Source organism: Streptomyces sp. NPDC102283, assembly GCF_044766265.1.
Classification (GTDB): Bacteria; Actinomycetota; Actinomycetes; order Streptomycetales; family Streptomycetaceae; genus Streptomyces.
Window position 1 is genome coordinate 443760 of sequence record NZ_JBIWLQ010000001.1, and the last position, 13333, is coordinate 457092.

Annotated in this window: 15 protein-coding genes; 12 read left to right on the plus strand and 3 right to left on the minus strand. The window is 74.1% G+C overall.

Annotation, left to right across the window (positions count from 1 at the left end; all coding sequences use genetic code 11):
- Positions 1–31 precede the first annotated feature (31 nt).
- From ACIRJT_RS02260 to ACIRJT_RS02280, 5 genes are all read left to right on the plus strand, one after another.
- Positions 32–421 (plus strand): DUF488 domain-containing protein, encoded by a 390-nt coding sequence (locus tag ACIRJT_RS02260; protein WP_403903337.1) that lies wholly within the window; start codon positions 32–34, stop codon positions 419–421.
- Positions 422–481: 60 nt separating this feature from the next.
- Complete coding sequence (gene alr, locus ACIRJT_RS02265; protein ID WP_403903340.1) at positions 482–1660, plus strand: alanine racemase; 1179 nt, start codon at positions 482–484, stop codon at positions 1658–1660.
- Complete coding sequence (locus ACIRJT_RS02270) at positions 1657–2898, plus strand: alpha/beta fold hydrolase (RefSeq protein ID WP_403903342.1); 1242 nt, start codon at positions 1657–1659, stop codon at positions 2896–2898. Before alr ends, ACIRJT_RS02270 begins: the two co-directional genes overlap by 4 nt.
- Positions 2867–3454 carry a tRNA (adenosine(37)-N6)-threonylcarbamoyltransferase complex ATPase subunit type 1 TsaE gene (gene tsaE, locus ACIRJT_RS02275; RefSeq protein WP_403903345.1) on the plus strand — a complete coding sequence of 196 codons (588 nt, stop codon included), beginning with the start codon at positions 2867–2869 and terminating at the stop codon, positions 3452–3454. Before ACIRJT_RS02270 ends, tsaE begins: the two co-directional genes overlap by 32 nt.
- A 134-nt stretch (positions 3455–3588) precedes the next feature.
- Positions 3589–3780, plus strand: a complete 192-nt coding sequence (locus ACIRJT_RS02280; protein ID WP_403903347.1) for a hypothetical protein — start codon at positions 3589–3591, stop codon at positions 3778–3780.
- Positions 3781–3826: 46 nt separating this feature from the next.
- Here the strand turns inward: ACIRJT_RS02280 and ACIRJT_RS02285 are convergent, their stop codons facing one another.
- The gene (locus ACIRJT_RS02285) at positions 3827–4423 is read right to left on the minus strand and encodes a hypothetical protein (RefSeq protein ID WP_403903349.1); all 597 of its coding nucleotides are present in this window, start codon (positions 4421–4423) and stop codon (positions 3827–3829) included.
- Between the two features lie 134 nt (positions 4424–4557).
- Here ACIRJT_RS02285 and tsaB point away from each other — a divergent pair, with 134 nt between their 5' ends.
- Genes tsaB through ACIRJT_RS02305 form a run of 4 tightly spaced genes read left to right on the plus strand, consistent with a single transcriptional unit; the run spans position 4558 to position 7161 of the window.
- Positions 4558–5205 (plus strand): tRNA (adenosine(37)-N6)-threonylcarbamoyltransferase complex dimerization subunit type 1 TsaB, encoded by a 648-nt coding sequence (gene tsaB, locus ACIRJT_RS02290; RefSeq protein WP_403904420.1) that lies wholly within the window; start codon positions 4558–4560, stop codon positions 5203–5205.
- Positions 5202–5753 carry a ribosomal protein S18-alanine N-acetyltransferase gene (gene rimI / locus ACIRJT_RS02295; RefSeq protein ID WP_403903352.1) on the plus strand — a complete coding sequence of 184 codons (552 nt, stop codon included), beginning with the start codon at positions 5202–5204 and terminating at the stop codon, positions 5751–5753. The genes tsaB and rimI overlap by 4 nt, the downstream gene beginning before the upstream one ends.
- Entirely contained in the window at positions 5753–6895 is a 1143-nt protein-coding gene (tsaD, locus tag ACIRJT_RS02300) for a tRNA (adenosine(37)-N6)-threonylcarbamoyltransferase complex transferase subunit TsaD (RefSeq protein ID WP_403903355.1), read from the plus strand. Before rimI ends, tsaD begins: the two co-directional genes overlap by 1 nt.
- Positions 6892–7161 (plus strand): hypothetical protein, encoded by a 270-nt coding sequence (locus ACIRJT_RS02305; RefSeq protein ID WP_403903358.1) that lies wholly within the window; start codon positions 6892–6894, stop codon positions 7159–7161. Before tsaD ends, ACIRJT_RS02305 begins: the two co-directional genes overlap by 4 nt.
- A 99-nt stretch (positions 7162–7260) precedes the next feature.
- On the opposite strand, the gene ACIRJT_RS02310 is transcribed toward ACIRJT_RS02305, so the two are convergent.
- A complete protein-coding gene (locus ACIRJT_RS02310; protein WP_403903360.1) occupies positions 7261–8010 on the minus strand; it encodes a TetR/AcrR family transcriptional regulator in 750 nt (249 codons plus the stop codon).
- Between the two features lie 128 nt (positions 8011–8138).
- Here ACIRJT_RS02310 and ACIRJT_RS02315 point away from each other — a divergent pair, with 128 nt between their 5' ends.
- On the plus strand, positions 8139–9674 hold the full coding sequence (locus tag ACIRJT_RS02315; protein ID WP_403904423.1) for an MFS transporter: 1536 nt from the start codon (positions 8139–8141) through the stop codon (positions 9672–9674).
- A gap of 126 nt (positions 9675–9800) precedes the next feature.
- On the plus strand, positions 9801–10265 hold the full coding sequence (locus ACIRJT_RS02320) for a VOC family protein (protein WP_403903362.1): 465 nt from the start codon (positions 9801–9803) through the stop codon (positions 10263–10265).
- Between the two features lie 749 nt (positions 10266–11014).
- On the opposite strand, the gene ACIRJT_RS02325 is transcribed toward ACIRJT_RS02320, so the two are convergent.
- Entirely contained in the window at positions 11015–12238 is a 1224-nt protein-coding gene (locus ACIRJT_RS02325; RefSeq protein ID WP_403903365.1) for a methyltransferase domain-containing protein, read from the minus strand.
- A gap of 161 nt (positions 12239–12399) precedes the next feature.
- Between ACIRJT_RS02325 and ACIRJT_RS02330 the strand changes: the two genes are divergently transcribed.
- A complete protein-coding gene (locus ACIRJT_RS02330; RefSeq protein ID WP_403903367.1) occupies positions 12400–13323 on the plus strand; it encodes a polysaccharide deacetylase family protein in 924 nt (307 codons plus the stop codon).
- Positions 13324–13333 lie beyond the last annotated feature (10 nt).

Genomic DNA, 13333 nt, shown 5'->3' on the forward strand with positions numbered 1-13333 from the left:
TGGAGGCCCGGAAGAGGAAGGGCGGCCGGACATGGCGAGCGGCAGCGAACCCGTACGCGTGCGCAGGGTCTACGACCCGCCGGAGGACGGCGACGGCACCCGGGTCCTCGTCGACCGGCTCTGGCCCCGCGGCGTCTCCAAGGATCGGGCCGCGATCGGCCTATGGCTGAAGGACGTCACCCCCTCCGACGAACTGCGCTCCTGGTACCACCAGGACCGCTCCGGCGCACGCCACGACGCCTTCGTCGAGCGCTACCGCACCGAACTGGACGACCCGGCGCACACGGAGGCCGTCGAGCGGCTCGTCGGCCTGGTGCGCGAGGGCGGCCCCGTCACCCTGATCACCGCCGTCAAGGACGTGGCCGACAGCCATGTCCCGGTCCTGGTCGACCACCTGAAGCATGTGATGAAACGTACATAGGGTTAGATACCGGCGTGCACTGCCTCAGAGGCGACCGACGCCTCTGAGAGACTGGGCGCGATGAACGAGACAGCGTCCCTGAGAGCCCGTGCCGAGATCGACCTCGCCGCGCTGCGCGCCAACGTGCGTGTCCTGCGCGAGCGTGCGGCCGGGGCACAGCTCATGGCCGTGGTGAAGTCCGACGGTTACGGGCACGGGGCCGTGCCCTGCGCGCGGGCCGCCCGCGAGGCCGGGGCCACCTGGCTGGGCACCGCGACCCCGCAGGAGGCCCTCGCCCTGCGCGCGGCCGGACTCGACGGCCGGATCATGTGCTGGCTGTGGACGCCCGGGGGCCCCTGGCGCGAGGCGATCGACGCCGACATCGACGTGTCGGTCAGCGGCATGTGGGCGCTGCGCGAGGTCGTCGCGGCCGCCGCCGGGGCCGGCCGCCCGGCCAGGATCCAGCTCAAGGCCGACACCGGCCTCGGCCGCGGCGGCTGCCAGCCCGCGGACTGGCCCGAGCTGGTCACCGAGGCGCTGGTCGCCGAGCGGACCGGACACGTCCGGATCACCGGCCTGTGGTCCCACTTCGCGTGCGCCGACGAGCCCGGCCACCCGTCGATCGCCGCCCAGCTCGGCGTCTACCGCGACATGGTGGCGTACGCCGAGAAGGAGGGCGTGGAGCCCGAGGTGCGGCACCTGGCCAACTCCCCGGCGACGCTCACGGTCCCCGAGGCGCACTTCGACCTCGTGCGGACCGGCATCGCGATGTACGGCATCTCGCCCGCCCCCGAGCTGGGCACGCCCGCCGACTTCGGGCTGCGGCCCGTGATGACGCTCGCCGCGTCCGTCGCCCTGGTCAAGGACGCCCCGGCCGGACACGGCGTCAGCTACGGCCACCACTACACGACGAGCGCCGAGACGACCCTCGGCCTGATCCCCGTCGGCTACGCGGACGGCGTCCCGCGCCACGCGTCGGGCACCGGCCCCGTCCTGGTCGGCGGGAAGGTGCGCACCGTCGCGGGCCGCGTCGCCATGGACCAGTTCGTCGTCGACCTCGGCGGCGACCGGCCGGAGGCGGGCGCGGAAGCGGTGCTGTTCGGGCCGGGCGACCGGGGCGAGCCGACCGCGCAGGACTGGGCGGAGGCCGCCGGGACCATCGCGTACGAGATCGTCACCCGCATCGGCTCCCGGGTGCCCAGGGTGCACGTGAACGGGACCGCCGATCCGAGCGAGCCGACCGGGGGCGTGCAGCGGTGAGCGAGAGCAGCGCGGGGGACGTGGTGGCCGCGACCGCGGCCGGTGCGGCCGGCTGGCGCCGGGCCGGGATCGCCGGGGCCGCCATAGGGGTGCTCGCCGCCGGCGCGGCCGCCGGGGTCGCCGTCGAGCGGCTCACGGTCGGGCGCGGCATGCGCAAGAAGGCCCGCCTCGCGCTGGACGCCACCGGGCCCTACGGCTCGCTGCGCGGCACGCCGGGCCGGGCCGTCGCCGACGACGGCACCGAGCTGCACTACGAGATCGAGGAGGCGGAGGAGGCTCCGCTCCCGGGCGAGGAGGGAACCGGCTCCTCCGCCACCCGCCGCCGCAGGCTCTTCGGGCGCAAGGCCCCCGCCCCGGTCACCGTCGTCTTCAGCCACGGCTACTGCCTCGCCCAGGACTCCTGGCACTTCCAGCGGGCCGCCCTGCGCGGCCTCGTACGCGCCGTCTACTGGGACCAGCGCAGCCACGGGCGCTCCGGGCGGGGCCGGGCCCAGGCGGACGGGGTGCCGGTCGGCATCGACCAGCTCGGCCGCGACCTGAAGGCGGTCATCGACGCGGCGGCGCCCGAGGGCCCGCTGGTGCTGGTCGGGCACTCCATGGGCGGCATGACGATGATGGCGCTCGCCGACCAGTACCCGGCCCTGATCCGGGACCGGGTCGCCGCCGTCGCCCTGGTCGGCACCTCCAGCGGCAAGCTCGGCGAGGTCGACTTCGGGCTGCCGGTGGCGGGCGTGAACGCGGTGCGCCGGGTGCTGCCCGGGGTGCTGAAGGCGCTCGGCTCGCAGACGGAGCTGGTGGAGAAGGGGCGGCGCGCCACCGCGGACCTCTTCGCCGGGCTGATCAAGCGGTACTCGTTCGGTTCGCGGGACGTGGACCCGGCGGTCGCCCGGTTCGCGGAACGGCTGATCGAGTCCACCCCGATCGATGTGGTCGCCGAGTTCTACCCGGCCTTCACCGAGCACGACAAGAGCGGTGCGCTGCCCGCGTTCCGGGACGTGCCCGTGCTGATCCTGGCCGGGGAGAAGGACCTGGTCACCCCCAGCTCGCACAGCGAGGCCATCGCGGACGTCCTGCCCGACGCCGAGCTGGTGATCGTGCCGGACGCCGGGCACCTGGTGATGCTGGAACACCCGGAGACGGTCACCGACCGGCTGGCCGACCTGCTCGTACACAGCGGCACGGTGCCGGGCGCTAACGTTGGCGGACATGGAAGCACCGCACAGCGGCCCGGCCGCTGAGACCGTTCCGGAGACAGCGGGGACGACCGTTCCCGAGTCCGCCGGGGCCGTACCCTCCGCCGGGGCCGTACCCGAGGCCGTGACGGTGACGCTCGCCGTCACCTCGCCCGAACAGATGCAGGACCTGGGCCGCCGGCTCGCCCGGGTGCTGGCCCCCGGCGACCTGGTCATGCTCACCGGGGAGCTGGGCGCCGGGAAGACGACGCTGACCCGGGGGCTCGGCGAGGGCCTCGGCGTGCGCGGCGCGGTCACCTCGCCCACGTTCGTCATCGCCCGCGTCCACCCCTCGCTGACCGGCGGCCCCGCCCTGGTCCACGTCGACGCGTACCGCCTGGGCGGCGGGCTCGACGAGATGGAGGACCTGGACCTGGACGTGTCGCTGCCGGAGTCGGTGGTGGTCGTGGAGTGGGGGGACGGCAAGGTCGAGGAGTTGGCCGACGACCGGCTGCGGGTCCTCATCGACCGGGCGACGGGCGACACCGACGACGAGCGGCGCGAGGTGACCCTGGTCGGCATCGGAGCGCGCTGGGCGGGGCTGCGGGCGGATCTGGCGTGAGGCTCCGGGCGTAGCCTTTCCGACAAGGCGTCGGTAAATTGTTGCGTCCGGACCCGTGGGCGTGGTCACATGGGTACGAGGCGTGGTTAGGCTTGCCTAACCACGCCCTCCACCGGAGCATCAAGGAGGCATCCATGCCGACGCCCGAGCGCGCAGCGCAGCCGCGACCGACTCCGTCCGCCCTGACGATGAAAGCCCTGCTGGCCTCGTGTGCCGCGGCCACCGCGATCTCCACCCCGCCGAACGACGAGGCGGCGGAGGAGGAGGGCATGGACGCCCGCGCCGTGGTTCCCCCGCCGGCCAGGCGCGACCCCAGGGCCGCCTGAGGGCCGAAAGCCCCGGGTCCGAGACGGAAAGCCCCGGATCGAGGCCCTACGGGACGACGACGACCTTCGCGCCGACCGTCGCGAAGGTCCACATCGCGTTGCCGTCCGCGCGCTTCATCCGGACGCCGCCGGTCTTCGACGTCGGGTCCGGGCTGGCCATCGAGCCGTCCTGCGCCGCGCTGAAGCCGATCGCCACCTCGTCCACGTTCGCGAAGCGGACCACGTGCTCGATCGGGACGCCGTCCGAGCCCTGGACCGTGCCCGAGCGCGAGGTGACCTTGTGGACCCCGGGCGGCGGGCTGACGGGGCTCGGCATCACGGTGAAGGTACGGATCGCCTCGTTGCCCTCGTCGACCAGCCACACCCGACGGTCCTTCAGCGCGTACACGACGCGCTCGCCCCTGCCGGACGCCGCCGGGACCGCCAGCGGGTCGGCCGTGGGCTTCGGCTTGGCGGAGGGCTGGGCCGAGGCAGAGGCGGAGGGTTTCTTGCCGGGCGTGGACGCCACCGAGGCGGGGGCGTTCGCCGAGGCCTGGTAGGCGAGGAAGGCGACCGCGGCGACCGCCGCCGCAGTGAGCCCGGCCACGATTCCCGAGCTTCCCCTAGCCACCGTGAAATCCCCTTTCGACTGCCGTTGCCGCATGTCGTACAAGCGTTTACGTCGTACCCGCGGATACCCGGTGACGGTAGCAGCAGGGAGCGGGCGGGCCGGGACGCCGTACGGACGCCGTAACGCCGTCGGCGGAGCCGTAGGCTGTTTGCGTGCTCTTGCTCGCCATGGATACCGCCACGCCCGCCGTCACCGTCGCCCTGCACGACGGCACGTCCGTCATCGCCTCCTGCGGACAGGTCGACGCCCGCAGGCACGGGGAGCTGCTGCTCCCCGCCGTCGACCGGGTCCTCGCCGAGGCCGGGACGGGACTCGACGCCGTGACGGACGTGGTCGTGGGCGTCGGCCCCGGCCCGTACACCGGCCTGCGGGTCGGCCTGGTCACCGCCGCCACCTTCGGCTCCGCCCTCTCCGTGCCGGTCCACGGCCTGTGCACCCTGGACGGCCTCGCGTACGCCGCCGGACTGGAGGGCCTCCAGGGGCCGTTCGCCGTGGCGACCGACGCGCGCCGCAAGGAGGTCTACTGGGCGCGGTACGAGGACGCCCGCACCCGTTCGGGCGAACCTGCCGTCGACCGGCCCGCCGACATCGCCGGGGCGCTGGCCGGGCTCCCCGTGGTCGGCGCGGGCGCGGTGCTCTACCCGGACGCCTTCCCGGACGCGCGCGGCCCCCAGCACGTCGCCGCCGGGGCGCTCGCCGGGCTCGCCGCCGAACGCCTCGCCGCCGGACAGGAGCTCCTGGAGCCCAGGCCGCTCTATCTGCGCAGGCCCGACGCGCAGGTCCCGAAGAACTACAAGGTGGTCACCCCCACGTGAGCACCGCCACCGCCGCCGTACTGCGCGGGATGCGCTGGTGGGACATCGCGCCGGTGCTCGACCTCGAACACGCGCTGTTCCCTGACGACGCCTGGTCGCCCGGCATGTTCTGGTCCGAGCTGGCCCACGCCCGCGGCCCCGGCGCCACCCGCCACTACGTCGTCGCCGAGGACCCCGCCACCGGGCGGATCACCGGCTACGCCGGGCTCGCCGCCCTCGGCGACCTGGCCGACGTCCAGACGATCGCGGTCAGCCGCGAGGCGTGGGGCACCGGCCTCGGCTCCGAACTCCTCGCCGACCTGCTGAAGGCCGCCACCGACTTCGAGTGCGCCACGGTCCTCCTGGAGGTCCGGGTCGACAACACCCGGGCGCAGAAGCTGTACGAGCGCTTCGGCTTCGAACCGATCGGCTTCCGGCGCGGCTACTACCAGCCGGGGAACATCGACGCCCTGGTCATGCGCCTCACCATGCAAGAGCAAGCAGCGCACGAGCAAGCAGCGCACGAGCAAGCAGCGCACGAGCACGCACCAGAGACCGGGACTGAATGATGGCTGTCGACGAACCCCTCGTACTCGGCATCGAGACCTCCTGCGACGAGACCGGCGTGGGCATCGTGCGCGGCACGACCCTGCTCGCCGACGCCGTCGCCTCCAGCGTCGACACCCACGCCCGCTTCGGCGGCGTCGTCCCGGAGATCGCCTCCCGCGCCCACCTGGAGGCGATGGTCCCCACCATCGAACGCGCCCTGAAGGAGGCCGGGATCAGCGCCCGCGACCTCGACGGGATCGCCGTCACCTCCGGCCCCGGGCTCGCCGGAGCCCTGCTCGTCGGCGTCTCGGCCGCGAAGGCGTACGCGTACGCGCTCGGCAAGCCGCTCTACGGCGTCAACCACCTCGCCTCGCACATCTGCGTCGACCAGCTGGAGCACGGCCCGCTGCCCGAGCCGACGATGGCCCTCCTGGTCAGCGGCGGCCACTCCTCGCTCCTCCTGGCCCCCGACATCACCAGCGACGTCCGCCCGCTCGGCGCGACGATCGACGACGCGGCGGGCGAGGCGTTCGACAAGATCGCCCGCGTGCTGAACCTCGGCTTCCCCGGCGGCCCGGTCATCGACCGGCTCGCGAAGGAGGGCGACCCGGCGTCGATCGCGTTCCCGCGCGGTCTGACCGGCCCGCGCGACGCCCCGTACGACTTCTCCTTCTCCGGGCTCAAGACCTCCGTCGCCCGCTGGATCGAGGCGAAGCGCGCGGCGGGCGAGGAGGTGCCGGTCCGGGACGTGGCGGCGTCCTTCCAGGAGGCCGTGGTGGACGTGCTCACCCGCAAGGCGGTCCGGGCCTGCAAGGACGAGGGCGTCGACCACCTGATGATCGGCGGCGGCGTCGCGGCCAACTCCCGGCTGCGCGCGCTGGCCCAGGAGCGCTGCGAGCGGGCCGGCATCCGGCTGCGGGTGCCGCGCCCCGGGCTCTGCACCGACAACGGGGCGATGGTCGCGGCGCTCGGCGCGGAGATGGTCGCCCGCAACCGCCGCCCCTCCGACCTGGAGCTGTCCGCGGACTCCTCGCTGCCGGTGACCGAGCCGCACGTGCCGGGCGCCGACCACGGTCACGGACACCCGCACGGTCACGGTCATGGCCACGCGCACGATCACGACCACGTGCACGAGATCAGCAAGGACAACCTGTACTCATGAGCGCCGGGACCATCGTCCTGATGTGGGAGGCCCGCGCCACCGAGGGGCGCGGCGGCGAACTCCTGGAGTGGGCGCGGGCGCGGGCCGCCGAGCTGGCCCGCGAACCCCACCGCTGCGAGCTGCTGCGCGCCCCGCAGGACCGGGTGCTGGTGATGACGTGGTGGAAGGGCGCCTCGTACGGCGACGACCTCCCCGAACTCCCCGAGCCCGACGCCGCCCTGATCACCCGTGCGGTGCACCGCTGGCGCTTCGAGGCGGTGGGCTGAACGCGCGAGGGCCGGGCGGCGGGCGCCGCGACCTCGCGCCCCGGCGGCCCGGTCAGGCTCTCGTGCCCCGGCCGGTGAGGCCTTCGGGCTCCGGCCCGGTCAGCCCTCCGCGCCCCGCGTCCCGCGCCTGAGCAGGCCGTCCACGATCGCGTCGAGCTCCTCGACGGTCTCGTAGTCGGCGGCGTACTCCCGCCAGCGGTCCTTGACCTCGGTGAGCCGGGGCAGCTCCGCCGCGTCCTGCTCGGTGATCATCTCCGGGAAGAACTCCCGGCGCGACGGGTTCTCCGCCCGGCGGCCCGCCGCCCTGCGGAAGACCAGGTCCCCGTAGACGTAACTCCAGATCGTCCGGTACGCCCGCACCGAGCGGGCCGGGGAGAGGCCGCAGGCGAGCGCGCAGTCGACGATCTCCTCCACCATCCACAGGGCGTTGCGGTCGGTCAGCTCGCCCAGCGCCAGGATGTCCAGCACCCAGGGGATCTCGCCGATGATGTCGTGCATGTGCGCGGCCACCGCCACCAGCCGCTCGCGCGGGTCCTCGGGCAGCTCCGGGCGCGGGAACGCCGCCGCCGTGCCGGACAGGGTGAGCATCAGCAGCTCGTCCTTGTCCCGCACGTAGTGGTAGAGCGCCATGGGCGTGCTGCCCAGCTCCTTCGCCACCCGTCGCATGGACAGGGCGGCCACGCCCTCCTCCTCGACGATGCGGCGCGCGGTGGCGACCATCACCTCCGGGTCCAGTCGGCGGGGCCGGCCCACGGGCCGTCCCGCGGGCCGCCCGGCCGTGCCCGGTTTGCCGCCCGACGCCGGATTTTTCATCTTCTTCGCCTTCTCGGTCTTCTCGGTGCCTGACACCTGGGCATTCTCTCCTTCCGGGGGTCTGCTCCGGTCCGCCGCAGGACCCTCCCGGCGCTCCGGCGCTCAATTTCTATACGTGTATGGTAATTCTCGACCGAGAGAAGCGCGAAGAGGAAGGGGACGTCATGGGCGGCGCGGGAGAGAGCGGGACGGGAAGAGCGGCCGAAGGCGGGGCGGCGGGCGCGCCGGGTCCGGGGGCTGCCGGGGGCGCGGGGGAGCGGCACGCGCGGTGGCTGCTGGTGGTCGCGCTCACGGTGCAGTTCCTGGTGTCGCTGGACATGTCCGTGGTGAACGTCGCGCTGCCCGACATCCGCAGCGACCTCGGCTTCGGCGGGGACGGCCTGCTGTGGGTCGTGAACGCGTACGCCCTCGCCTTCGGCGGACTCCTCATGCTCGGCGGCCGGCTCGCCGATCTGGCCGGCCCGCGCCGCGTCCTGACGGCGGGCCTGGTGCTCTTCGGTCTCGCCAGCCTGGCCGGCGGGCTCGCCTGGTCGCCCGGATCGCTGGTGGCGGCGCGGGCCGTCCAGGGCGTCGGCGCGGCGGCCCTCGCTCCGGTGGCGTTCGCCCTGATCACCCTCGCCTTCCCGGCCGGGCCCGCCCGGTCCCGGGCGCTCGGGCTGTGGGGCATGGCGGGCGCGGCGGGCGGCGCGGTCGGGGTGCTGGCGGGCGGGGTGCTCACCGACGCGACGGGCTGGCGGTCCGTGATGCTGGTCAACGTGCCGATCGTCGTCTTCGCGCTGGCCGCCGCCGCGCGCACCGGACCGGTCGGCGGGGGGCGCCGGGCCGGGGCGCGGCTGGACGTGGCCGGGGCGCTGCTGGTCACGGCCGGGACGACGCTGCTGGTCCTCGGACTGGTGCGGACCTCGGACCACGGCTGGGGCTCGGCGGTCACGCTCACCTCCCTCGGCGCCGCGGTGATCCTGCTGGCCGCCTTCGTCGCCGTCGAACTGCGCACCGCCTCCCCGCTGCTGCGGCCCGGCCTGCTGCGGGGGCGGCCGGTGCTGACCGCGAACCTGTTCTGTCTGCTGCTGGCCTCGGCCCAGTTCGGCGCGTTCTACTTCGTCTCGCTCCATATGCAGCTGGTCCTCGGGTTCGGGGCGACCGCCGCCGGATTCGCGTTCCTGCCGTTCTGCGTGGGCGTCGTCGCGGGCTCGATCCTCGCCACCCGCGCGGTCGCCGTGCTCGGCCTCCGACGGCTGATGACGGTGGGCGCGACGCTGGCCGCGCTCGGCATGGCCTGGTTCGCGGCGACCGCCACGGTCGACGGCGGCTTCCTCGTCTCCATCCTCGGCCCGTCGCTGCTCTGCTCCTTCGGCATAGGGCTCTGCTTCGTCCCGCTCGGCACGGCCGCGACGACCGACGTGGCCCCCGGGGAGACCGGCATGGCCTCCGGACTGCTCAACAGCTCGCGGCAGGTCGGCGGCTCGCTCGGCCTCGCGGTCCTGGTCACCGTCGCCGCCCAGGTCACCGGCGGCTCCACCGGGCCCGCCGCGCTGTCCTCGGGGTACGAGGCCGCGTTCTGGGCGGCGGCGGGACTCCTGGCGCTGGCCGCGCTGGCCGCGTACGTCCTGCTCCCGGCGGAGCGGAAGGCCCTCGACGGGCCGGCGACCGCGGAGCGGGGCCGGGGTGCCGAGCGGGAGGGTGACGCCGCCTCCCGCTGAGCCCGTGCGGGTGGGGGCGGCGGGGCCGGGGCGTGTCCGATGAGTTCGGGCGGGCGGCCGGGTCTACCTTCCACGACGTCCGGACCGCCGGCCCGGACGCGTGGACGACCCGAAGAGGAGAAGGCCATGCAGAAGATCACCCCCTGTCTCTGGTACGACGGCAAGGCCCAGGAGGCGGCCGAGACCTACGTCGCGATCTTCGGCGGGGACTCCCGCGTCCTGGACGTCACGCACTACGGAGAGTCGGCTCCGGGCGAGACGGGCTCCGTGCTCACCGTCGAGTTCCGGCTCGCGGGCCAGGACTACCTGGGACTCAACGGCGGCCCGCAGTTCCCCTTCACCGAAGCGATCTCGCTCTCCGTGGACTGCGCCGACCAGGCAGAGGTGGACCGGTTCTGGGACGCGCTCTCCGAGGGCGGCGAGGAGGGGCAGTGCGGCTGGCTCAAGGACAGGTTCGGGGTCTCCTGGCAGATCGTGCCGAACGAGCTGCCGCGCCTGCTGGCCGACCCGGACCCGGCGAAGGCGGACCGGACCATGAAGGCGATGCTCGGCATGGGCAAGCTGGACATCCAGGCGCTGCGCGACGCCTGAACAGGCGCGCGGTCGCAGGAGCTTGAGCCGGGGCGCGGTCGCAGGAGCTTGAGCCGGCGCGCGGCCGTGCGGGCCCGAACGCGCGCGCGGATTCCGCACCCCGGTCGGTAGGGTTCTGCGCATGCCACGCCGTGCCACGCTCCCGCCGCCTCCGCCGCCCGTCGAGATCCGCTCCTGGCCCGACCGCGAGACGATGCTCGCCGACCGGGCGGTGGTCCTCACCGAACTCGTGAAGATGCACGTGGGGCCGGGGCGGCTCGGGCTGCTGTGGATGTGGGCGGGGATCGCCGCGATCGGCTGGAGCCTGGTGGGCTCCGGGATCGTCATATTCGAGCAGGCGGGCGACTTCTTCAGCGGCATCGCCGGATTCATCAGCCTGGTCATCGGCGCGGTGGTGCTGATCCCGGCCGTCGTCTTCTTCTGCCTCGGTGTCGCGCGGGACCGGAAGGTCCGCCCGCTGCTCACCGCCTGGGGCGCGCTGGACCGGGACCCCGAGCGCGACCGGCGGCTGCGGATGCCCGGGACGAGCCTCGTCTGGCTGCTGCTGTCGTTCGTCATGGGCGGGGCGGGGCTCGCCCTCTGCGTGATCGGGCCCGCGAGCGCGCGGCCCGGCCGGGAGACGTACGGGCTGGTCGCCCTGATGATGGGCCTCGGCATGGTGGCCTGGCTGACCGCGCTGGTCGGCGCGGTCACGGCCCTGGCGCACCGCCGCTGGGTGGTGCGCGTCCTGCTGGGACCCGCCGGGCGGGTCAGCCCAGCGGATGGCCGATCAGCATCGTCGGAGCCCCCGCCACCCGGGTCAGGAACACCGTCGCCGCGTGCGGACCGCTCAGCTTCATCCGGCGACGCAGCTCCTCCGGCTCGACCGCCGAACCGCGCTTCTTGACGGTCAGTACGCCGACCTCCCGCTCCCGCAGCAGCGCCTTCAGCCTCTTCATGTTGAACGGCAGCCGGTCGGTGATCTCGTACCCGGAGACGTACGGCGAGGAGTACCGCGTGTCGCTCGTGACGTACGCGATCGTCTCGTCCACCAGCCGCCCGCCGCACCGTTCCACGATGTCGGCGACCAGATGCGCCCGGATCACCGCGCCGTCCGGCTCGTACAGATAGCGCCCGACCGGGCCCACGGGCGGGGCGGGCAGCGGGGCCGGGGCGGTCAGGGTCGCCCCGGAGGGCAGCAGTGTGGCCCGGAACGCGCCGGGCGCGAAGCCCTCTCCGTACCAGAGCACCGCCTCCTTCACGTCGCCGCCGTCCGAGATCCACTCGGCCTCCGCCTCCGGGCCGATCGCCTCGTGCGGGACGCCCGGCGCGATCTTCAACGCCGCCCTCGGGGCCTTCAGCGCGGCGGCCGCCGCCCAGGACAGCGGCGGTGAGTACGCCTCCGGATCGAAGATCCTGCCCCGTCCGCCCCGCCGTGCCGGGTCCACGAAGACCGCGTCGTACGGGGCGGTGTCGATCTCCGTGACGTCGGCGCACCGCACCTCGATCAGGCCCGCCAGGCCGAGCGCCTCGGCGTTGGCGCGGGCCACCTCGGCCGTCAGCGGGTCGCGGTCCACGGCCAGGACGGAGATTCCGGCGCGGGCCAGGGCGAGGGCGTCGCCGCCGATGCCGCAGCACAGGTCGGCCACGCTCCGCACGCCGAGCCCGGCGAACCGCGCGGCGCGGTGGGCGGCGACCGAGGTGCGGGTGGCCTGCTCGACCCCGTTGGGCGTGAAGTACATCCGGTAGGCGTCCTCGGCCCCGAACTTGGCCACCGCCCGCTGCCGCAGCCGGGCCTGGCCCAGGGCCGCCGACACCAGCTCCGCCGGGTGCGTGCGGCGCAGCCGGGTCGCGGTGGCCAGCTCGTCCGTGGGGTCGTGGTCGCGCAGCTCGGCCAGCAGCTGCTCGCCCTCGGGGGTGCGCAGCGCCGCGAAGGCGGCGCGGGCGGGGTCGTCGTCCGGGGTGGAGGGGGTCGTCGCGTTCACCCGGTCCATTGTGGCCGGTGCGCGGGGTGCCGCTTCCCGCGTCGCCGAGGGTCGCTGTGGGCCGGCCGGGGGACGGGGCCGGTCCGCTCGCGGTGTCGGGGCGGGAGGCGGGCCGACGGCTGGCAGGATGCGGCGCCATGCAGCTAGTACGACAAAACGAAAAATCAGCCATGAAGTGGCACAGGCCGGGCACCGTCGTGCTGGCGGCCCTGCTGGCCGCCGCCGTCGCCTCCGGGTGCGCGGCGGAGGCGGGCGGCGGCGGAGCGGGAGCTCCCGGCGGGCCCGCGAAGCCCGCCGCAGGCCGGCCGGCCGGGGACGCTCCGAAGGCCGGGCCCGCCCGCGCCATGGACACCTACGCCGAGGCGCTCAGGAAGAAGCAGGCCGCACGGGCCGTCGCCGCGAAGAAGTGGGGACTCGCCAAGACCCCGCTCGCGCCCCCCGAGCCGCCGAAGGTGAAGCCGCGCGTCACCACCCGCAAGGGCTTCGAGGTCCGGGACGACGCCGGGCTGCCGCCCGTCTTCACCACCGTCCCGACCAAGGAGAAGATCGTCTTCCTGACGATGGACGACGGGGCGGAGAAGGACCCCGAACTGCTGCGGATGATGACCGAACTCGACATCCCGTACAGCGCGTTCCTCAGTGACTACGTCACCAACGACGACTACGGCTACTTCAGGAAGATGCAGAAGCGCGGGGTGACGATCAGCAACCACACGCTCAACCACCGCTATCTGCCCGGCCTCTCCCGCGCCGAGCAGAAGCGGGAGGTCTGCGGCCAGCAGGAGAAGATCCTCAAGCACTACGGGAAGCGGCCCACCCTCTTCCGCCCGCCCTACGGCAACTACAACCGCGACACCCTCGTCGTCGCCAAGTCCTGCGGGATCACCGCCGTGCCCCTGTGGTCCTCCGAGGCCTTCCCCGATCACATGGAGTGGCGCGAGTGGGACCGGGACCTGCACCCGGGCGACATCGTCCTCACCCACTTCCGGGGCGAGGAGGACTGGAAGGGCTCGATGCCCGACATGATCCGCCGGGTCATGAAGACCATCACCGACAAGGGATACGCGGTGGCGAAGCTGGAGGACTACGTCTGACCCGTGCCGC